The sequence below is a fragment of the Streptomyces sp. enrichment culture genome (assembly GCF_964272855.1).
Taxonomy (GTDB): domain Bacteria; phylum Actinomycetota; class Actinomycetes; order Streptomycetales; family Streptomycetaceae; genus Streptomyces.
Genome location: NZ_OZ186847.1, coordinates 3,129,208 through 3,149,297, shown reverse-complemented (window position 1 = coordinate 3,149,297; position 20,090 = coordinate 3,129,208). Strand labels below are relative to the sequence as shown.

General features: G+C 67.8%; 16 protein-coding genes. 11 read left to right on the top strand and 5 right to left on the bottom strand.

What is annotated here, in order from left to right; all coding sequences use genetic code 11:
• Positions 1-100: 100 nt before the first annotated feature.
• From typA to ACSU6L_RS13205, 8 genes are all read left to right on the top strand, one after another.
• Positions 101-2,017 carry a translational GTPase TypA gene (gene typA, locus ACSU6L_RS13240; RefSeq protein ID WP_365507363.1) on the top strand — a complete coding sequence of 639 codons (1,917 nt, stop codon included), beginning with the start codon at positions 101-103 and terminating at the stop codon, positions 2,015-2,017.
• 661 nt (positions 2,018-2,678) lie between these two features.
• Positions 2,679-3,713 (top strand): ABC transporter permease, encoded by a 1,035-nt coding sequence (locus ACSU6L_RS13235; RefSeq protein ID WP_437056602.1) that lies wholly within the window; start codon positions 2,679-2,681, stop codon positions 3,711-3,713.
• A 47-nt stretch (positions 3,714-3,760) separates the two neighbouring features.
• A complete protein-coding gene (locus ACSU6L_RS13230; RefSeq protein WP_437056600.1) occupies positions 3,761-5,578 on the top strand; it encodes an ABC transporter substrate-binding protein in 1,818 nt (605 codons plus the stop codon).
• A 95-nt stretch (positions 5,579-5,673) separates the two neighbouring features.
• Entirely contained in the window at positions 5,674-6,654 is a 981-nt protein-coding gene (locus tag ACSU6L_RS13225) for an ABC transporter permease (RefSeq protein ID WP_437056598.1), read from the top strand.
• A gap of 10 nt (positions 6,655-6,664) precedes the next feature.
• Positions 6,665-7,726 carry an ABC transporter ATP-binding protein gene (locus ACSU6L_RS13220; RefSeq protein ID WP_437056596.1) on the top strand — a complete coding sequence of 354 codons (1,062 nt, stop codon included), beginning with the start codon at positions 6,665-6,667 and terminating at the stop codon, positions 7,724-7,726.
• 12 nt (positions 7,727-7,738) lie between these two features.
• Positions 7,739-8,863 carry an ABC transporter ATP-binding protein gene (locus ACSU6L_RS13215; RefSeq protein ID WP_437056594.1) on the top strand — a complete coding sequence of 375 codons (1,125 nt, stop codon included), beginning with the start codon at positions 7,739-7,741 and terminating at the stop codon, positions 8,861-8,863.
• A 12-nt stretch (positions 8,864-8,875) separates the two neighbouring features.
• Entirely contained in the window at positions 8,876-9,280 is a 405-nt protein-coding gene (locus ACSU6L_RS13210) for a VOC family protein (RefSeq protein ID WP_437056592.1), read from the top strand.
• Positions 9,281-9,317: 37 nt separating this feature from the next.
• A complete protein-coding gene (locus tag ACSU6L_RS13205; RefSeq protein ID WP_437056590.1) occupies positions 9,318-9,821 on the top strand; it encodes a DinB family protein in 504 nt (167 codons plus the stop codon).
• Between the two features lie 134 nt (positions 9,822-9,955).
• On the opposite strand, the gene ACSU6L_RS13200 is transcribed toward ACSU6L_RS13205, so the two are convergent.
• The 5 genes from ACSU6L_RS13200 to ACSU6L_RS13180 all read right to left on the bottom strand — a co-directional run bounded on the left by ACSU6L_RS13200 (position 9,956) and on the right by ACSU6L_RS13180 (position 16,030).
• The gene (locus tag ACSU6L_RS13200) at positions 9,956-11,005 is read right to left on the bottom strand and encodes an ABC transporter ATP-binding protein (protein ID WP_437056588.1); all 1,050 of its coding nucleotides are present in this window, start codon (positions 11,003-11,005) and stop codon (positions 9,956-9,958) included.
• A 26-nt stretch (positions 11,006-11,031) separates the two neighbouring features.
• The gene (locus ACSU6L_RS13195; protein ID WP_437056586.1) at positions 11,032-12,066 is read right to left on the bottom strand and encodes an ABC transporter ATP-binding protein; all 1,035 of its coding nucleotides are present in this window, start codon (positions 12,064-12,066) and stop codon (positions 11,032-11,034) included.
• Between the two features lie 49 nt (positions 12,067-12,115).
• Entirely contained in the window at positions 12,116-13,096 is a 981-nt protein-coding gene (locus ACSU6L_RS13190; protein WP_437056584.1) for an ABC transporter permease, read from the bottom strand.
• Positions 13,097-13,197: 101 nt separating this feature from the next.
• Complete coding sequence (locus tag ACSU6L_RS13185) at positions 13,198-14,958, bottom strand: ABC transporter substrate-binding protein (RefSeq protein WP_437056582.1); 1,761 nt, start codon at positions 14,956-14,958, stop codon at positions 13,198-13,200.
• Positions 14,959-15,040: 82 nt separating this feature from the next.
• Positions 15,041-16,030 carry an ABC transporter permease gene (locus ACSU6L_RS13180; RefSeq protein WP_437056580.1) on the bottom strand — a complete coding sequence of 330 codons (990 nt, stop codon included), beginning with the start codon at positions 16,028-16,030 and terminating at the stop codon, positions 15,041-15,043.
• Between the two features lie 493 nt (positions 16,031-16,523).
• Here ACSU6L_RS13180 and ACSU6L_RS13175 point away from each other — a divergent pair, with 493 nt between their 5' ends.
• Genes ACSU6L_RS13175 through ACSU6L_RS13165 form a run of 3 tightly spaced genes read left to right on the top strand, consistent with a single transcriptional unit; the run spans position 16,524 to position 20,088 of the window.
• Positions 16,524-18,149, top strand: coding sequence for a peptide ABC transporter substrate-binding protein (locus ACSU6L_RS13175; protein WP_437056578.1), 1,626 nt, complete (start codon positions 16,524-16,526; stop codon positions 18,147-18,149).
• A 9-nt stretch (positions 18,150-18,158) separates the two neighbouring features.
• On the top strand, positions 18,159-19,082 hold the full coding sequence (locus ACSU6L_RS13170; RefSeq protein ID WP_437056576.1) for an ABC transporter permease: 924 nt from the start codon (positions 18,159-18,161) through the stop codon (positions 19,080-19,082).
• Positions 19,075-20,088 (top strand): ABC transporter permease, encoded by a 1,014-nt coding sequence (locus ACSU6L_RS13165; protein WP_437056575.1) that lies wholly within the window; start codon positions 19,075-19,077, stop codon positions 20,086-20,088. Before ACSU6L_RS13170 ends, ACSU6L_RS13165 begins: the two co-directional genes overlap by 8 nt.
• Positions 20,089-20,090: the final 2 nt, after the last annotated feature.

The window sequence follows — 20,090 nt, the reverse complement described above, 5'->3', positions numbered from 1 at the left end:
GCCCCCGTACCATGGGAGGCAGGCCGAGGCGTGACCAGCCCGGCAGGGGCTAGCGCGAGCGACGCGCAGCCGATTCCACACTCCGGGAGTACGCCGCAATATGGCTGTGACCTCAACACGTCACGACATCCGCAACGTCGCCATCGTCGCCCACGTCGACCACGGCAAGACGACCATCGTCGACGGCATGCTGAAGCAGGCCGGCGCCTTCGCCGCCCACCAGCTCGACTCCGTCGACGACCGGGTCATGGACTCGAACGACCTGGAGCGTGAGAAGGGCATCACGATCCTCGCCAAGAACACGGCGGTGAAGTATCACCCCAAGGACGGCGGGGACCCGATCACCATCAACATCATCGACACCCCCGGCCACGCCGACTTCGGCGGCGAGGTCGAGCGCGGTCTGTCGATGGTCGACGGCGTCGTGCTGCTCGTCGACGCCTCCGAGGGCCCGCTGCCGCAGACCCGCTTCGTGCTGCGCAAGGCCCTCCAGCAGCGGCTGCCCGTCATCCTGTGCATCAACAAGACGGACCGCCCCGACTCCCGGATCGACGAGGTCGTCAACGAGACCTACGACCTGTTCCTGGATTTGGACGCCGACGAGGACCAGATCGAGTTCCCGATCGTCTACGCCTGCGGCCGTGACGGCGTCGCCTCGCTGACCAAGCCGGAGGACGGCACCGTCCCCTCCGACTCCACCAGCCTGGAGCCGTTCTTCTCCACGATCCTGGAGCACATCCCGGCCCCGACCTACGACGAGGACGCCCCGCTCCAGGCGCACGTCACCAACCTGGACGCCGACAACTTCCTCGGCCGTATCGCGCTGCTCCGCGTCGAGCAGGGCGAGCTGCGCAAGGGCCAGACGGTCGCCTGGATCAAGCGCGACGGCTCGATCAGCAACGTCCGCATCAGCGAACTGATGATGACCGAGGCGCTCACCCGCAAGCCCGCAGAGAAGGCCGGCCCGGGTGACATCTGCGCCGTCGCCGGCATCCCGGACATCATGATCGGCGAGACCCTCGCCGACCCCGAGAACCCGGTCGCGCTGCCGCTGATCACGGTCGACGAGCCCGCGATCTCGATGACCATCGGCACCAACACCTCCCCGCTGGTCGGCCGCGGCGGCACCGGCAAGGGCGCGGACGCCAAGTCGGCCGTGAAGGATCGCAAGGTCACCGCCCGCCAGGTCAAGGACCGCCTGGACCGCGAGCTGATCGGCAACGTCTCGCTGCGCGTGCTGGAGACCGACCGTCCGGACGCCTGGGAGGTCCAGGGCCGTGGTGAGCTGGCGCTCGCCATCCTGGTCGAGACCATGCGCCGGGAGGGCTACGAGCTCACCGTCGGCAAGCCGCAGGTCGTCACCAAGGAGGTCGACGGCAAGGTCTACGAGCCGGTCGAGCGTATGACGATCGACGTGCCCGAGGAGCACATGGGCGCGGTCACGCAGCTCATGGGCGTCCGCAAGGGCCGCATGGACAACATGTCGAACCACGGCTCCGGCTGGGTCCGCATGGAGTTCGTCGTCCCGTCCCGCGGTCTGATCGGCTTCCGCACGGAGTTCCTGACCCAGACCCGCGGCACGGGTATCGGCCACTCCATCCACGAGGGCTTCGAGCCCTGGTTCGGCACCCTCCAGACCCGTAACAACGGCTCCCTGGTCGCCGACCGCGCCGGCGCCGTCACCGCGTTCGCGATGACGAACCTCCAGGAGCGCGGCGTGCTCTTCGTGGAGCCGGGCACCGAGGTGTACGAGGGCATGATCGTCGGCGAGAACTCGCGCTCCGACGACATGGACGTCAACATCACCAAGGAGAAGAAGCTCACCAACATGCGGTCGTCCACGGCCGATGTGGCCGAGTCGATCGTCCCGCCGCGCAAGCTCTCGCTGGAGCAGTCGCTGGAGTTCTGCCGCGACGACGAGTGCGTGGAGGTCACCCCGGAGGCCGTTCGCATCCGCAAGGTGAACCTGGACGCCCGCGAGCGCGCCCGCGCCGCGAGCCGCGCCAAGCACGGCTGAATCTGACGTACCCGAGGCCCGGGCGTCCCCATCATGGGGGCGCCCGGGCCTTTTTCAACCCGTTTTTTCGCGCCGCCGCGCCCCCGCGCTGTCCGGAACGCGGAGACCGGCGCCCGATAGCCATGTAACACGTCCGTTTCGCGGCCTTCTTCGCCCGAACAGTTTGTCCAGATTTTGGAAGATCTACGCGTGAGCTGTGACTGAATTGAGATTTAAGAACGGTGGTCGGTAGTTGCCTCATGGCAGATAGTTAGCCGCGTAGCGCTCGGGTCAATGGGTCTCGCGCTGTGGGGACAGCGCCCGACTCACGAGCACCAGGGGGTGTCTGAACTTCCGTCAGGGGTGTCGGAGGTTCGGACAAGCGCCCCCTCCTGTTGGTGAACACGTGGAGTCATGAGGAGGAGTCCCATGCGCGGTGTCACAAGCGCGAGGCGGGCCACAGCCGTTCAGCAGGTCGTCACCACTCGCCCTTCGCCGTACGCCGATCCGCGCTGAGCACCGGCCGGGGGCCGCTGCCGCCGTGCGCCTACGCGCGTCCGGCTGCGGATTTCCCGCCCGGTTCAGGGTGCCCTGACGCCTCTTCATGCACCGCACCGCGCTCGCCCGTTGCTTCCGGCGAGTCGGCGGTTCGGCACATCCACACCTGTGAAATGGGCGAACTGTGACAAGTCCTATCGACCTTGAGGGCGGCGGAACGTCCGCCGTCACCGACGGCGGTCCCGGCAAGGAGAAGAAACCCGAGAGCGCGGGCCTGGAGGGCCGCTCACCCGGCCAGTTGATGTGGCTCCGCTTCAAACGCGACCGCACCGGCGTGATCGCCGCCTGCGTCGTCGGGTTCTACTTCCTGATCGCCCTGCTCGCACCGCTGATCGCGAAGCTGTACGGCAAGAACCCGTACACCGTCTACGCCGACGAGCGGCCCGAACTCTTCGACAGCGCGGGCGTGCCGGTGCAGCCCAACGGCGGCATCAGCGGCGAGTTCTGGTTCGGCCTGGAGCCCGGCAACGGCTACGACGTCTTCACCAAGCTCCTCTACGGCATCCGCACCTCGCTGATGATCTCCGTCGCGGTAACGGTCACCGTGGTGCTGACCGGCATCCTGCTCGGCATCACCGCCGGCTATCTCGGCGGCCGGACGGACTACTGGATCAGCCGGGTCATCGACTTCCTGCTCGCCTTCCCGGCCCAGCTGTTCTTCATCGCGAGCATGCCGGTGGTCGTCGCCCTCTTCGTCCACCCGCGTGACGAGACCCCGACCTACGTGCGGGTGCTGGCCCTCATCATGGTCCAGTGGTTCCTGGGCTGGATGAGCCTGGCACGCATCCTGCGCGGCACCACACTCGCCCTGCGAGAACGGGAGTTCATCGAGGCGGCGAAGGTCAGCGGGGCCTCGCCGTGGCGGATCATCCGCAAGGAGGTCCTGCCGAACGTGGTCACCCCGCTCCTCGTGCAGACCACGTATCTGCTGCCCAACTTCGTGACCGCCGAGGCCGGTCTGTCCTTCCTCGGGGTGGGCATCGTCGAACCGACGCCGGACTGGGGGCAGATGTTCTCCAAGGCGTCCACCGAACTCGTGATGCAGAACGACATCACGTACATGTTCTTCCCCGGCGTCTCGATGATCATCTTCATCGTGGCTTTCAACCTGCTCGGGGACTCGGTCAGGGACGCCTTCGATCCCAAGACGGCGCGCTGACCGTTCCATATGCAACTGGTGCAATACAGATGGGTGGAATCTGAGTGATGAGTAGGGGCGGACGCCACATATACGCCGCAATCTCAGTGCTCGCAGCCGGAGCCCTCGTGCTCACCGGTTGCAGCGAGGGCGGCAGCAAGACCGGGAACAACGACAAGAACGACAAGGAGCAGCAGGAGAACGCCGCGCGGCAGCAGAGCTCCATCCCGTTCGGCGACGCGAAGGACTCCGAGGGCCCCGCGCCCGAGGTGCCGGGCGCCAAGAGCGGCGGCACCATCTCGGTGCTGGCCCGCGACAGCTACGCCCACCTCGACCCGGGCCAGATCTACGTCCAGGACGAGATGGCGGTCTCCCAGCTGATCCACCGCGGCCTGACCGGCTACAAGGCCACCAGCGACGACGGCAAGAAGCACGAGGTCGTCGGCGACCTCGCCACCGACCCAGGGACCACCACGGACGGCGGCAAGACCTGGAAGTACACGCTGAAGGACGGCATCAAGTGGGAGGACGGCTCCCCGATCACGTCCAAGGACGTCCGGCACAGCGTCGAGCGCCTGTTCGCGCCGTTCATCAACCAGGGCCCGCCGTACCTCCAGCAGTGGCTGGCCGACACCCCGGGCGCCGACTACCGCAAGCTGCTGCCGGACGGCCCCTATGAGGGCAAGCACCTCCCGGACAGCCTCCTGGAGACCCCGGACGACAAGACGATCGTCTTCAAGTTCAAGACGGCCCGCCCCGACCTGCCGTACGCCCTCGCCATGGCCGGCTACGCCGTCGTCTCCGAGAAGGGCGACACCAAGACCAAGTACGACAAGGCCCCGGTGGCGGCCGGACCGTACAAGATCCAGGAGTTCAAGTCCGGCAAGTCGATGACCCTGGTGCGCAACGAGAACTGGGACGCGAAGACGGACCCGGTGCGCCACCAGTACGTCGACCGGTTCGACATCACCTTCAACCACCAGTACGAGCAGTCCACCAAGGCGCTGCTCGCCGACAGCGGCAAGGACCAGACCGCCGTCAGCTTCAGCAACGCGGTCGACGCGGGCAACCTCTCCAAGGTCCTCAGCGACCCGAGCCTGAAGGACCGCACGGTCTCCGGCTACCAGCCGTACGTGGGCCAGATCAACATCAACCAGGCCCACCCGGAGCTGAAGGACATCAAGATCCGGCAGGCCATCGCCTACGCCCTGCCGGTCACGCCGTTCGTGCGCGCCTACGGCGGCACCGACGCGATGGAGCCCGCCGGCGGCATCCTCAGCCCGACCGTGGCCGGCTACGACGCCGCCTTCGACCCGTGGGGCAAGAAGAAGAAGCCCGCCGGTGACCCGGAGAAGGCGAAGAAGCTGCTGGAGGAGGCCGGCAAGGTCGGCATGAAGCTGACCTTCGGCTACATCAACACGCCCGAGGGCCAGCAGTACTCCACCGCCATGGCGGCGGGCCTGGAGAAGGCCGGCTTCGACGTGCAGCGCCAGGAGATCCCGGCCGAGACCTTCTACGACCAGGTCAGCCAGCTGGACAACAACTACGACATCTTCCACACCGCGTGGGGTGCCGACTGGCCGTCCGCCTCGACCGTGATCCCGCCGCTGTACGACGGCCGCGCGATCGCCGAGGGCGCGCAGAACTACTCGCAGATCAACGACCCGAAGATCAACAGCGAGATCGACCGGATCAGCAAGATCACCGACCCGGTCAAGGCCGCGGCCGAGTGGGGCAAGCTCAACGAGTACATCGTCAAGGACGTCGTCAACGTCGTCCCGACCGCGTACTACAAGCAGACCCAGATCGCAGGCTCCAAGATCGGCGGCCTCGTCTACGACGACGTCATCAGCGGCGTCGACCCGCGCCGTCTGTACGTCAAGTAACCCACGCCCTACCGGTACCCGGTGCCCCGGCCGCGAACGAGCGGCGGGGCGCCGGGTACCGCCCGGCCCGCTGACGTCTGAGAGCTGCCCCTGCCATGCTGCGCTTCCTCGTCCGCCGCGCCCTCGGCGCCGCCGTCATCCTCTTCCTGCTCAGCATCGTGACGTTCCTGATCTTCTTCGGGATGCCACGCGACCCGGCGCTGCTGATCTGCGGCAAGTCGTGCACGCCGGCCAACCTGGAGAACATCCGGCATGTGCTCGGGCTCGACAAGTCGATCCCCGAGCAGTACTGGCTGTTCCTGCACAACCTGGTCCTGGGCAGCAACGAATACATGCAAGGCCCCTGCCCCGCGCCCTGCTTCGGCTACTCCTTCCACACCGGTGAGGCCGTCTGGGAGACCCTCGTCGACCGGCTCCCCATCACCGTCTCGCTCACCATCGGCGGAGCCGTCTGCTTCCTGGTCTTCGGCCTCGGCACCGGCCTGCTCGCCGCCTGGCGGCGCGGCACCCTCATCGACAAGACGGCGACCGCCACCGCGATGGTCGTCAGCTCGATGCAGATCTACTTCCTCGGCCCGCTGGCGCTGGCGATCCTCGTCTACCAGACACAGCTGTTCGACAAACCGACGTACAACGAGTTCACCAAGGACCCCATCGGCTGGTTCGGCGGGCTGATCATCCCCTGGGTGATCCTGTCGACGATCTTCGCCGCGCAGTACACGCGTATGGCGCGCTCGGCGATGATCGAACAGCTCCAGGAGGACCATGTGCGCACCGCCCGCGCCAAGGGCATGTCCCGGCGGTACGTCTTCTTCCGCTACGCCTGGCGCGGCTCGCTGATCCCCATCGTCACCATCTTCGGCATCGACATGGGCTCCCTGCTCGGCGGTGCCATCATCACCGAGTACACCTTCGGCCTTCCGGGGCTCGGCCGGCTCGCGGTGGAGGCGGTCTCCTTCAGCGACCTGCCGCTGCTGCTCGGCGTGATGCTCTTCGCGGCCTCGATGATCCTGCTGTTCAACATCGTCGTCGACGCCGCCTACGCCTTCATCGACCCGCGCGTACGGCTGTCCTAGGAGCACTGTCGTGACCACTCTGACCAAGGAGGCCGGCGCGCCCGCCCCGGCCGGCGAGGGTGCCTTCCTCTCCGTGCGGGACCTGCACGTCAGCTTCAAGACCGAGGACGGCGTCGTCCGTGCCGTCGACGGCCTCTCCTTCGACCTGGAGCGCGGCCGGACCCTCGGCATCGTCGGCGAGTCGGGCTCCGGCAAGTCCGTCACCAACCTGACCATCCTCGGCCTGCACAACCCGATGTTCACCACCGTCGAGGGCGAGATCCTGCTCGACGGCAAGGAGCTGACCACCGCCCGCGAGTCCGAGCTGGAGAAGCTGCGCGGCAACAAGGCCGCCATGATCTTCCAGGACCCGCTCACCGCGCTCTCCCCGTACTACACGGTGGGCCGGCAGATAGCCGAGCCGTACCGCAAGCACACCGGCGCCTCCAAGAAGGACGCCTGGGAGCGGGCGGTGGAGATGCTGGGCAAGGTCGGCATCCCCAACCCGCAGCTGCGGGCGAAGGACTACCCGCACCAGTTCTCCGGCGGTATGCGGCAGCGCGCGATGATCGCGATGGCGCTGGTCTGCGACCCCGACCTGCTGATCGCCGACGAGCCGACCACGGCCCTGGACGTGACGGTCCAGGCACAGATCCTCGACCTGCTGAAGGACCTCCAGCAGGAGTTCGGCTCGGCGATCATCTTCATCACCCACGACCTCGGCGTCATCGCCGACATGGCCGACGACATCATGGTGATGTACGCGGGCGGCGCGGTGGAGCGCGGCAGCACGGCCGAGGTGCTGCGCGCACCGCAGCACCCGTACACCTGGGGTCTGCTGAACTCCATGCCCCGGCTGGACTCGGACGTGGCCACCCCGCTCGCGCCCATCCCCGGCAGCCCGCCCAGCCTGCTCACCCCGCCCTCGGGGTGCCGCTTCCATCCCCGCTGCACCTTCCAGGACCGGGTCGGCGGCGGCCGCTGCGTCAATGAGCGCCCGCTGCTGGCGCCGGACCGGGCCTCCGCCTGCCATCTCACGGCGGAGCAGAAGCGGACCATCTTCATCGAAGAGATCAAGCCCCGACTGGGCTAGGAGGACAACGGCATGAAAGAGGACCTCGTCCTCCCCGCCCCGCGCGAGGCCGCCGAGCCCGGCCCCGACGGGGACCCGCTGCTCGTGGTCAAGGGCCTGACCAAGCACTTCCCGGTGAAGGGCGGCTTCCCGGTCCGGCGTACCGTCGGCCAGGTCCAGGCGGTGGACGGCATCGACCTGACCGTGCACGTCGGGGAGAGCTTCGGCCTGGTGGGGGAGTCGGGCTGCGGCAAGTCGACGACGGGCCGCCTGATCACCCGGCTGATGGAGCCGACGGCGGGCACGATCTCGTACCGGGGCCGGGACATCACGCACGCCGGCCGCAAGCAGCTCGCCCCGATCCGGTCCGAGATCCAGATGATCTTCCAGGACCCGTACTCCTCGCTGAACCCGCGCCAGACGGTCGGCAAGATCATCGCCGGCCCGATGGAGATCAACGGGATCCAGCCGGAGGGGGGAAGGGAGAAGCGCGTACGGGAGCTGCTGGAGATCGTCGGTCTCAACCCCGAGCACTTCAACCGCTTCCCGCACGAGTTCTCCGGCGGCCAGCGGCAACGCATCGGCGTCGCCCGGGCGCTGGCCCTGGAGCCCAAGCTGATCGTGGCCGACGAGCCGGTCTCCGCGCTGGACGTCTCCATCCAGGCGCAGGTGGTGAACCTGCTCCAGAAGGTGCAGCGGGAACTCGGCATCGCCTTCCTGTTCATCGCCCACGACCTGGCCGTCGTACGGCACTTCTCACAGCGTGTCGCGGTCATGTACCTCGGCAAGGTGATCGAGGTCGGCGACCGCGAGTCCATCTACACCCGGCCCCGGCACCCCTACACCCACGCCCTGCTCTCGGCCGTGCCCGAGGTGAACGTGGCGGGCGCGGAGGCGGGGCCGCGCGAGCGCATCCGGCTCGCCGGTGACGTGCCGTCGCCCATCTCGCCGCCGTCCGGCTGCCGGTTCCGCACGCGCTGCTGGAAGGCGCAGGAGAAGTGCGCTACCGAGGAACCGCCCCTGGTCCGCATCTCCGGCAACCACGAGGGCCATCTGACGGCCTGCCACTTCCCGGAGGACCCGACGATCGAGGCGCGGGGCGAGGACATCGTGCTGGACCCGGCACTGGCGGCACTGGAGGAGGGCCAGGACGGCTGAGAGGATCGGCCCGTGCTGCATCACGTGGAACTGTGGGTGCCCGACCTGGGCCGGGCGGCCGGCTCGCTCGGCTGGCTGCTGGAACGGCTGGGCTGGGCGCCGTACCAGGACTGGCCGGTCGGGCGGAGCTGGCGGCTGGGGGAGACGTACGTCGTCGTCGAGCGGTCGCCGGCCCTGCGCGGCGACCGGCACGACCGGCTGCGGCCGGGCCTGAACCACCTTGCCTTCCATGTGCCCGGCGACCGGGCCGCGCTCGACGCGCTGGTGGAGGAGGCCTTCGCGCACGGCTGGACCCTGCTGTTCCCGGACCGCCACCCGTACGCGGGCGGGGCGGAGCACTGCGCGGCCTACCTGGAGAACGCGGACGGGTTCGAGGTGGAGCTGGTGGTGAAGCCGGCCGGGGCGCCCGCTAATTGACTCGACAGGCGAAGGCGCGCCCGTCATGCTCCCAGCGATGACACGCACCGACACGCCTCCCGCCTGGGACGAGCGCACCCAGCTGACCACCTTCCTCGACTACGCCCGTGACACCGCGCGTGCCAAGTGCGAGGGCGTCTCCGCCGAGAACGCCCGCCGGGCCCCGCTGCCCGGATCGCCGCTGATGACCCTGTCCGGGCTGATCAGCCACCTGCGCTGGGTGGAGTACTGGTGGTTCCAGGTGGTCTTCCTCGGCGAGGAGGACGAGGGTCCGTGGACCGAGGAGGACCCGGACCGGGAGATGCGCGTCGCGGTGGACATCCCGCTGCCGGACCTGCTGCGCGAGTACGCCGACCAGTGCGCCCGCTACCGGGACCTGGTCGCCGCCAACGACCTCGACACCCGGGCCAAGCGCACCATCCGCGACGGCCGCCACGTCGACCTGCGCTGGATCCTCCTGCACCTGACCGAGGAGACCGCCCGCCACAACGGCCACCTGGACATCATCCGCGAACTGGTCGACGGCACGACCGGCGTCTAGCGACACGTACAGCGAAGGCCCGCGCCTTGGGGAGGCGCGGGCCTTCTGCCCCGGGAAGCGGACGTTCGCGGGCTCGGGTCAATGGGCCGGTGAAGGTCCGTTCCGTGGTGGCGGCTGACGGAAAAGGGGTGTTGTCAGGCCGCCGCCTGGGGGTCCTTGGAGAGACGAGGGGCCGGAACGGTTCCCTCCGTCTCCGGGTGGTGGCAGGCGGTCAGGTGGCCCGGCTTGTTGCCCTCCACCTGCACCAGCGGCGGCGCCTCCGAAGCGCACTTCTCGGTCGCCTTCCAGCAGCGCGTGCGGAAACGGCAGCCCGACGGCGGGTTGATCGGAGACGGCACGTCACCGGTGAGGCGGATGCGCTCACGAGCCGGCCCGTCCTCGTCGACCGTGGCCTCCGGCACGGCGGACAGCAGCGCCCTGGTGTAGGGGTGCCGCGGGTTGCCGTACAGGTCGTCGCGGTCGGCGATCTCCACGATCTTACCGAGGTACATGACCGCGACGCGCTGTGAGAAATGCCGTACGACGGCCAGGTCGTGGGCGATGAAGACGAACGCGATGCCCATGTCCCGCTGGAGCTGCTGGAGCAGGTTGACCACCTGCGCCTGGATGGAGACGTCGAGCGCGGAGACCGGCTCGTCGGCCACGATCAGCTTGGGCTCCAGGGCGAGGGCGCGGGCCACGCCGATGCGCTGGCGCTGGCCGCCGGAGAACTCGTGCGGGAAGCGGTTGTAGTGCTCGGGGTTGAGACCGACGATCTCCAGCAGCTCGCGGACGCGCTTCTCACGGCCGCCGGCCGGGTCGATCCCGTTGATCTCCATCGGGCCGGAGATGATCTTGCCGACCGTCTGGCGCGGGTTCAGCGACGCGTACGGGTCCTGGAAGATCATCTGGATCTCGGAGCGGACCGGCGCCAGCTGCTTGCGGCCCGCGTGCGTGATGTCCTGGCCCCGGTACGAGATCGTGCCGGCCGTCGGCTCCATCAGGCGGGTGATCAGGCGGCCCGTCGTCGACTTGCCGCAGCCGGACTCGCCCACCAGGCCCAGGCTCTCGCCCTCGTGGACCTGGAAGTCCAGGCCGTCCACGGCCTGTACCGCGCCGATCTTCCGCTTGATGGGGAAGCCACCCATCACCGGGAAGTGCTTGGTCAGGCCCTTGACGTCCAGGAGGGGGTTCGTGTTGCTCATGATCGTGAAGTCCCGTCTCAGTTACGTCAGCGCCGGGTTCCGGCGAGGTCGGCGAGGAAGTCGGCGCGCTGCTCGGCCGTCAGGTGGCAGGCCGAGCCACGGCCGTCCACCACGTCGAGGACCGGCCGCTCGGTGGAGCACAGGCCGCCCGCGACCTTCTCCGCGAACGCGCACCGCGGGTGGAAACGGCACCCGGACGGCGGGTTGAGCAGCGACGGCGGCGAACCCGGGATCGGGTTCAGCGGCACGTCGACCGGGTGGTCCAGGCTCGGCATGGAGCCCAGCAGACCCCAGGTGTAGGGGTGCTGCGGGGTGCGCAGCACCTCCTTCTTGCTGCCGCGCTCCACGCACCGGCCGCCGTACATCACCAGCACGTCGTCCGCGATGTCCGCGATCACACCCAGGTCGTGGGTGATGAAGATGATCGAGGTGCCGAACTCCTGCTGGAGGTCCTTGAGCAGGTCCATGATCTGCGCCTGCACGGTCACGTCGAGCGCGGTCGTCGGCTCGTCCGCGATCAGCAGCTCCGGGTCGCAGACCAGCGCCATCGCGATCATCGCGCGCTGCCGCATACCGCCGGAGAACTGGTGCGGGTAGTCGTCCACGCGGATGTCCGGCTGCGGGATGCCGACCCGGCGCAGCATCTCCACCGCCCGTGCCCGGGACTCCTGCTTGGAGGCGCCGGTGTGCTTGCGGTAGGTCTCGGCGATCTGCCGGCCGACGGTGTGGTACGGCGACAGCGAGGCCAGGGCGTCCTGGAAGATCATCGCCATCTTGTTGCCGCGCAGCTTCTCCAGCTCCCGCTCACTGGCGGTCAGCAGCTCCTTGCCGTCGAGCAGGATCTCGCCGTCGAGGCTGGTGCGCTTGCGGTCGTGCAGGCCGAGGATCGCCAGGTTGGTGACGGACTTGCCGGAGCCCGACTCGCCCACGATGCCGAGCGTCTGTCCCTTCGCCAGGTCGAAGGAGAGACCGTCGACGGCCTTGACGATGCCGTCTTCGGTGGAGAAGTGGACCTTCAGGTCCCTGACGGACAGGAAGGGCTGCTGGTCGGTGCTCGTCACGGGGACGCTCCTGAGGGGGGTGATGCCGGGGTAGCTGGTGGGGACCGGGTCAGGCGAGCCGGATACGCGGGTCGATGAGGGCGTAGACGAGGTCCACGATGATGTTGGCCACGACGATCGCCGAGGCGGCGACGACCGTGACGCCGAGCAGCATGGGCAGGTCGCTGTCGGTGACCGCGCGCACGGCGCGGGTGCCGAGCCCCTGCAGGCTGAACGTCGACTCCGTGATGATGGCACCGCCGATCAGGGTGCCCATGTCGATGCCGAAGATCGTCACGATCGGGCCCATGGCCCCGCGCCAGGCGAACCGGAAGAAGACGTTGCGGCTCGACAGGCCCTTGGCCCGGGCCGTGCGCACGTAGTCCTCGTTCAGCTGCTCGACCAGCTGCGAGCGGGTCATACGCGTGTAGTTGGCGGTGAAGATGATGGACAGCACGATCCACGGCAGCAGCAGACCCGAGACCCAGGCGCCGGGGTCCTCGGTGAACGGCGTGTACGACGGCGGGTCCAGCACGCCGAGCTGCTGCACCAGCAGGAACATGGCGATGTAGCCGACGAAGTAGATCTGCAGCGAGGAGCCGAGCAGCGAGACGGAGCTGGCGGTCTTGTCCAGCCAGGTGCCCTGCTTCACCGCGGCGATCATGCCCGCGCCGATACCGATGATCAGGAAGAAGACGGCCGCGCCGATGGCCAGCGAGATGGTCGTCGGGAGGTCCTTCATGATCGTCTCGAAGACCGGCTCGGTGTTCGTGAACGAGTAGCCGAGGCAGGGCGCGTTGCAGTGCCCGTAACCGACGTAGTCACGGCCCACGAAGATGCCCTGGAGCCAGTGCCAGTACTGCACCGGCATGGGGTCGGCGATCCCCAGGTTCTGCCGCACCTGCTCCAGCAGCTCCGGGTCACAGACCTTGCCGCAGGCCATCCGGGCGGGATCGCGCGGGATGGCGTAGAAGAGGAAGAAGGTGACGGCGCTGATGATCAGCAGAATGACGAGTGCGCCGATCACTCGGCGGACCAGGAAACGCAGCATGGGTGTGGACTTTCCGGACGGGGCGCCGTCGCCGGGGTGTGGGGAGCGTGGACGGGGCCGGGGCGGCGGGCCGTTGTGCGGTCCGCCGCCCCGAGGGTGCGTCAGGCCTGGGCGAAGACCTTGGCGATCGAGACGCAGGTGTCACCGGGGTTGTACTGCACGCCACCGATCTTGGAACCGTGGAAGTAGTTCCGGATCGGGTTGTAGTCCGGGACGCAGGCGGCCAGCTCCATGATCTGGCGGTCGATGTCGCCCCAGGCCTTGTTGGCCTTCTCCGGGTCGGTCTCGATGGTCGCCGCGGCGATCGCCTTGTTGACGCTGGTGTTGTCGAGCTGCGCCCAGTTCACACCGCCGTCGGCGATCTGGCTGCCGTCCCAGCAGGGGTAGATGACCGCGTAACCGGCCGGCCAGTCCGGGCCCCAGCCGGCCGCGAACAGGTCGAACTCGTTGTCCAGCTGGCTGATCTCGCTGTAGAAGGTGGTCTTGTCGACCTGCTTGGTGACCACGCTGAAGCCCGCCTTCTCCAGGGCGTTCTTGATGGTGACGGCTTCCTTCACGGCCTTGTCGGACTGCTGGAAGGCGATGACCAGCTTCTGGCCCTCCTTGCCGGCCTCCTTCAGCAGTGCCTTGGCCTTCTCCGGGTCGCCCATCGGCTTGGTCTTCTTGCCGTACAGGTCGAAGTCGGCGTGGCCCGGGGTGAGCGGGGAGATGATCGTGGTCGCCGTCTCGGTGACCGCGGAGCCACCGCGCTGCTGCTTCAGCTGCTGCGCCGGCCACGCCCAGTTGATGGCCTGGCGGACCTTCTGGTCCTTGATCCGGGTCATGTTGATCGGGAAGTAGTAGCAGGTCGTGTCGACCTGGGTCAGCACCCGCTTCTTCAGCGTGGCGTCGCCCATGACCTTCTGGACACGCTCGGAGGCGACCTCGTTCAGCAGCGACATGGCGAACGCGTCGTTGCCCTTGTCGGCGATGTACCGGTCGGTGGAGGCCAGCGACTGGTAGCCGAACTGCATGACGATCTTGTCCGGGTAGCCGTTGCGGACCGGGTCCTTGTCGGCCTCCCAGTGCTCGTTGCGCACCAGGACGAGGGACTTGTCGATGTCCCGGCTCTCGATCTTGTACGGGCCGCAGGAGTACGGGCGCTTGTCGTACTTCTTCTTGGTGTCGTGCTTCTTCGGCACGATCGCGAAGCCGCGCATGGCCAGCATGTAGTTGAAGTCCGCGTGGCCTTCCTTCAGGCGGAAGGTGACGGTGTTGCCGTCGATCTCGATGGACTTCAGGTGCTTGCCCTCGTACGGGCCCTTGTACTTGTCGCCGCCCTCGAGCCAGTTCTGCGGGTAGCGGGGGCCCTCGGTGACGAAGTCGGCGAACAGGCGCTCGAAGGTGTGGCGGACGTCCTCGATGGTGACGTCCTCGCCGTCCTCCCACTTGACGCCGTCCTTCAGCGTGAAGGACCAGGTCTTGCCGCCGTCCTTCATGGTGCCCGGGTCGGTGGCGAGGTCGCCGACCAGGGTGGTGTTGCCCTTGGAGTCCATCCGGTAGCCGGTCAGACCGCGCAGGAACAGCACCGAGCCGGCGCCGGTGTACGAGGAGTAGATCTGGGCCGGGTCCAGGTGGTCGAAGTCGATCTGGTCCAGCGTGTAGATCGTGCCGCCCTTCTTCGCGCCGGGCATCTCCGGGGCCGGGCCCTGGGAGTCGGCCTTGGTGCCGACGGTGATGGTGGCGGCCTCGGCCTTGTCCATCGACGGGGCCTTGCTGGCGCTGTCGCCGCCCGCGTTGCCGCTGCTGCACGCACTCAGCATCGTGGTGGCTCCGGCGGCCACACCGGTGGCTATCAGGAAGTTTCTGCGCGAGAAGGACATGGCTTACCTGCCTAGGAGTGAATGGATGAGAGAGGTGCTGCTCGCCGGGCGGCGGTGACCGGGCTTGGGGTGGTGCGGGTGCTCAGCGCTTGGACTTGGGGTCCAGGGCGTCACGGACGGAGTCGCCGAGCAGGTTGAACGCGAGGACGAAGATGATCATCGACACGCCCGGGAAGATCATGAAGGTGATGTCGTCCGTGTAGAACGTGGCACCGCGCTGGATCATCACGCCCCAGTCGGGAGTGGGGTCGATGATGCCGACGCCGAGGAAGGCCAGGCCCGCCTCCGCGGTGACGAACGCGGGAAGCATCAGCGTGGACTGGATCAGGATCGGGGTCCACAGGTTGGGCAGCAGTTCCTTGAAGATGATCCGGGCCGGGGAGGCACCGGTCACCTTCGCGGCCTCCACGAACTCCCGCTCGCGAAGGGCCAGCACCTGGCCGCGCAGCAGCCGGGCGATGGAGGCCCAGCCGAAGGCCGTGAGAACCAGGATCAGGCAGGTCGCCCGCAGCGAGGTCGGGATCTCCTCGTCCGGTGCCACGAAGAGGCCGTAGACGACCGGCATGAAGGCGATGAAGAACAGGGTCGACGGGAACGACAGCAGGATGTCGATGATCCGGCCGATGATGAAGTCGGTCCGGCCTCCGAGGTAGCCGGCGGTGATGCCGACGATCACGCCGATCACCGTGACCAGCAGCGTGGTGGCGGTCGCGATCAGCAGCGAGGTGCGGATGCCGTAGATCAGGAAGGTGAAGACGTCCCGGCCCATCGAGGGCTCGACGCCGAACCAGAAGTCGCCGTCGATGCCGCCGTTGGCCTTGATGGGGAAGCCCGCGTCGTTGAGCAGACCGGGGATCTGCTGGCCGTACTGGTCGTACGGGTTCTTGCCGTAGAGGGCGGAGATCAGCGGCGCGCAGATCGCGATCAGGAAGAAGAAGATCACGATGCAGGCGGATATGACGCCCGTACGGTCCCGCTTGAAGCGGTTCCAGGCCAGGCGGCCGGGGGAGCGGCTCTCGTTGCCCTTAGGGGTGGAGGGCGCGGGCGACGTGTCGACGCTCTCGTCGGTCACCTCAAGCGGGGCAGCCGCGGATGGAGTTGGGGGGGGTCATGGTGCTCCTGGCCCAAGGGAGGGTCTGAGTGACTCCGCAGGGCGCTCCCCTACGGGCTACGCGGGACTTTTTCAACGCAATTCATTCAAGGTCAACAAATTCTGGTCCGAGTTGGGTTTCTCTTTACCTTCTTTGCTTCTCCTTGACTGTTCCGTAGCTACGCGGGTAGCACTTCCGTGATCAACCCGTGTCTTACATCGGGCCAACTACGTGAAACGGACTATGTGTTCGTTATGCGGATGGCTGGGTGTCGAAATGCGTACATGCCCGGGTTGTTTTCCAACGGTTCGGCATCGGATCCCGACGATCTGTTGCGCGACTTTTGAAGATCCACTTCAGCGTGCGGGCGGCCGGGGGACAAGATCACCCCAAAGGACCGAGTACATGTGCGGCATGCCCTGATTCAGCTGATATTTGCCGATAACGAACCGGCTCGGTCTGAGGAGGCACACCATGCGCGGAGCCACGCACGCCACATGGGCCGCATGCACGGCGGCTGCAGTCCTCGCGGCGACCGCCTGCGGAGGCGGCGGCGACGGCGGCGCCGGTGGCGCGGTGCTCAGCTCCTCGTGGGGGGACCCGCAGAACCCCCTGGAACCGGCCAACACCAACGAGGTACAGGGCGGCAAGGTCCTCGACATGATCTTCCGCGGGCTCAAGCGGTACGACCCGGAGACCGGTGAGGCGAAGGACATGCTCGCCGAGAAGATCGAGACCACCGACTCGCAGAACTTCACCATCACCGTCAAGGACGGCTGGACGTTCAGCAATGGCGAGAAAGTGACGGCGAAGTCCTTCGTCGACGCCTGGAACTACGGCGCCGACTTGAGGAACAATCAGCGCAACGCGTACTTCTTCGGCTATATCGAGGGCTACGACAAGGTCCACCCGGAGAACGGCGGCGAGCCGAGCGCCGACACCCTCTCCGGACTGAAGGTCACCGGCGACCGCACCTTCACCGTCAGGCTCACCCAGAAGTTCTCGACGTTCCCCGACACCCTCGGCTACAACGCCTACGCCCCGCTGCCCCGTGCCTTCTTCGACGACCACGACGCCTGGCTGGCCAAGCCGGTCGGAAACGGGCCCTACGCCGTGCAGTCGTACACCCGCGGCTCCCAGATGTCCCTGCGCAAGTGGGAGGAGTACCCCGGCGCGGACAAGGCGCAGAACGGCGGGGTCGACCTCAAGGTCTACACCGACAACAACACCGCCTACACCGACCTCATGGCCGGCAACCTCGACCTGGCCGACGACATCCCCGCCGCCCAGCTGCGCAACGTCCGCAGCGACCTCGGCGACCGCTACATCAGCACCCCCGCCGGCATCATCCAGACCCTCGCCTTCCCGTACTACGACTCCGAGTGGGGCAAGGACGGCATGGAGAAGGTCCGCAAGGGCCTGTCCATGGCCATCGACCGCAAGCAGATCACCGACACGATCTTCCAGAAGACCCGCACTCCCGCCACCGACTGGACCTCCCCGGTGCTCGGCGAGGACGGCGGCTTCCAGGAGGGACTGTGCGGCGACGGCTGCGACTACGACCCGGCCCAGGCCAAGAAGCTCATCGAGGAGGGCGGTGGGCTGCCCGGCGGCCAGCTCAAGATCACGTACAACGCGGACACCGGCTCCCACCGGGACTGGGTCGACGCGGTCTGCAACTCCATCAACAACGCACTCGACAACGACCGCGCCTGCGTCGCCAGCCCGGTCGGCACCTTCGCCGACTTCCGCAAGCAGATCACCGACCGGAAGATGGCCGGGCCGTTCCGGGCGGGCTGGCAGATGGACTACCCGCTGATCCAGAACTTCCTCCAGCCGCTGTACTACACCAACGCCTCCTCCAACGACGGCAAGTGGTCCAACGCCGAGTTCGACAAGCTCGTCGACGACGCCAACGCCGAGAGCGACACCGCTAAGGCCATCCAGAAGTTCCAGCAGGCCGAGAAGGTCGTCCGGGACGACATGGCCGCCATCCCGCTCTGGTACCAGAACGGCAGCGCCGGCTACTCGCAGCGGCTCTCCGACGTCAAGCTCAACCCGTTCAGCGTCCCGGTGTACGACCAGATCAAGGTCGGCTGAGGAGGCGCCATGGGACGCTACGTCGTCCGGCGGCTGCTCCAGATGATCCCGGTCTTCATCGGGGCCACGCTGCTGATCTTCCTGATGGTGAACGTGATGGGCGACCCCATCGCGGGCCTGTGCGGCGAACGGCAGTGCGACCCCGCGACGGCTGCCCGGCTCAGACACGAGTTCGGCCTCGACAAGCCGGTCTGGCAGCAATACCTGACCTACATGGGCAACGTCTTCACCGGTGACTTCGGCACCGCCTTCAACGGCCAGCCGGTCACCGAGCTGATGGCCTCCGCCTTCCCCGTCACCATCCGGCTCACCGTCGTGGCGATCCTCTTCGAGATCGTCATCGGCATCACCCTCGGCGTGATCACCGGCCTGCGCCGCGGCCACCCCGTCGACACCTCGGTCCTCCTGGTCACCCTCGTCGTCATCTCCGTCCCCACCTTCGTCACCGGCCTGCTGCTCCAGCTGCTGCTCGGCGTCGAGTGGGGCTGGATCAAACCCTCGGTGTCCCCGGAGGCCGCCTTCGGCGAACTGATCGTCCCCGGCCTCGTCCTCGCCTCGGTCTCCCTCGCCTACGTCACGCGGCTGACCCGCACCTCCATCGCCGAGAACAAACGCGCCGACTACGTCCGCACGGCGATCGCCAAGGGCCTGCCCCGGCACCGGGTCGTCACCCGGCACCTGCTGCGCAACTCCCTCATCCCGGTCGTCACGTTCATCGGCACCGACATCGGCGCGCTGATGGGCGGCGCGATCGTCACCGAGCGGATCTTCAACATCCACGGCGTCGGCTACCAGCTCTACCAGGGCATCCTCCGCCAGAACACCCAGACCGTGGTCGGCTTCGTGACCGTCCTGGTCCTCGTCTTCCTGGTCGCCAACCTCCTCGTCGACCTGCTGTACGCCGTACTCGACCCGAGGATCCGCTATGCCTGAGCAGCCGCCCTACGAACCCGAGCGCGCCATCGCCGGCACCGGCATGGGCGGGCAGATGGACCTCGCGGCGAGCGAGGCGGTGACCCTGGAGCAGCAACCGCCGGCCACCCCCGGCGGACCGGCGCCGGGCGGACCGGCGGACACCGGCCCGGCGGGCGGCAAGCCCCGCTCCCTGTGGTCCGACGCCTGGCACGACCTGCGCCGCAACCCCGTCTTCATCATCTCCGGGCTGGTGATCCTCTTCCTGGTCGTCATCTCCCTGTGGCCGTCCCTGATCGCCTCCGGCAACCCCCTCGAGTGCGACCTCGCCAAGGCCCAGCAGGGCTCCCAGCCCGGCCATCCCTTCGGCTTCAACGGCCAGGGCTGCGACGTCTACACCCGCACCGTCTACGGGGCCCGCACGTCCGTCGCGGTCGGCGTCTGCGCGACGCTCGGGGTGGCGGTCCTGGGCAGCGTGCTCGGCGGACTCGCCGGATTCTCCGGCGGCGCGTGGGACTCGGTCCTGTCCCGGACCACCGACATCTTCTTCGCCATCCCGGTCGTCCTGGGCGGCCTGGTCCTGCTGTCGGTGGTCACCAGCAACACCATCTGGCCGGTGATCGGCTTCATGGTGCTGCTCGGCTGGCCGCAGATCTCCCGGATCGCCCGAGGCTCCGTCATCACCGCCCGGCAGAACGACTACGTGCAGGCCGCCCGTGCCCTCGGTGCCTCCCGCACCCGCCAGCTGCTCCGGCACATCGCACCCAACGCCGTGGCCCCGGTCATCGTCGTCGCGACCATCGCGCTCGGCACCTACATCGCCCTGGAGGCCACCCTGTCCTACCTCGGCGTGGGCCTGAAGCCGCCCAGCGTCTCCTGGGGCATCGACATCTCCGCCGCCTCCCCGTACGTCCGCAACGCCCCGCACGCCCTGCTCTGGCCGTCCGGTGCGCTGGCGGTCACCGTGCTGGCGTTCATCATGCTCGGCGACGCGGTCCGCGACGCCCTCGACCCGAAGCTGAGGTGAGC

Bases quoted from the DNA above. Each gene is read 5' to 3' on its own strand.
- typA (WP_365507363.1), top strand. From the start codon at position 101: ATGGCTGTGACCTCAACACGTCACGACATCCGCAACGTCGCCATCGTC.
- ACSU6L_RS13230 (WP_437056600.1), top strand. From the start codon at position 3,761: ATGAGTAGGGGCGGACGCCACATATACGCCGCAATCTCAGTGCTCGCA.
- ACSU6L_RS13225 (WP_437056598.1), top strand. From the start codon at position 5,674: ATGCTGCGCTTCCTCGTCCGCCGCGCCCTCGGCGCCGCCGTCATCCTC.
- ACSU6L_RS13215 (WP_437056594.1), top strand. From the start codon at position 7,739: ATGAAAGAGGACCTCGTCCTCCCCGCCCCGCGCGAGGCCGCCGAGCCC.
- ACSU6L_RS13205 (WP_437056590.1), top strand. From the start codon at position 9,318: ATGACACGCACCGACACGCCTCCCGCCTGGGACGAGCGCACCCAGCTG.
- ACSU6L_RS13200 (WP_437056588.1), bottom strand. From the start codon at position 11,005: ATGAGCAACACGAACCCCCTCCTGGACGTCAAGGGCCTGACCAAGCAC.
- ACSU6L_RS13190 (WP_437056584.1), bottom strand. From the start codon at position 13,096: ATGCTGCGTTTCCTGGTCCGCCGAGTGATCGGCGCACTCGTCATTCTG.
- ACSU6L_RS13185 (WP_437056582.1), bottom strand. From the start codon at position 14,958: ATGTCCTTCTCGCGCAGAAACTTCCTGATAGCCACCGGTGTGGCCGCC.
- ACSU6L_RS13175 (WP_437056578.1), top strand. From the start codon at position 16,524: ATGCGCGGAGCCACGCACGCCACATGGGCCGCATGCACGGCGGCTGCA.
- ACSU6L_RS13170 (WP_437056576.1), top strand. From the start codon at position 18,159: ATGGGACGCTACGTCGTCCGGCGGCTGCTCCAGATGATCCCGGTCTTC.
- ACSU6L_RS13165 (WP_437056575.1), top strand. From the start codon at position 19,075: ATGCCTGAGCAGCCGCCCTACGAACCCGAGCGCGCCATCGCCGGCACC.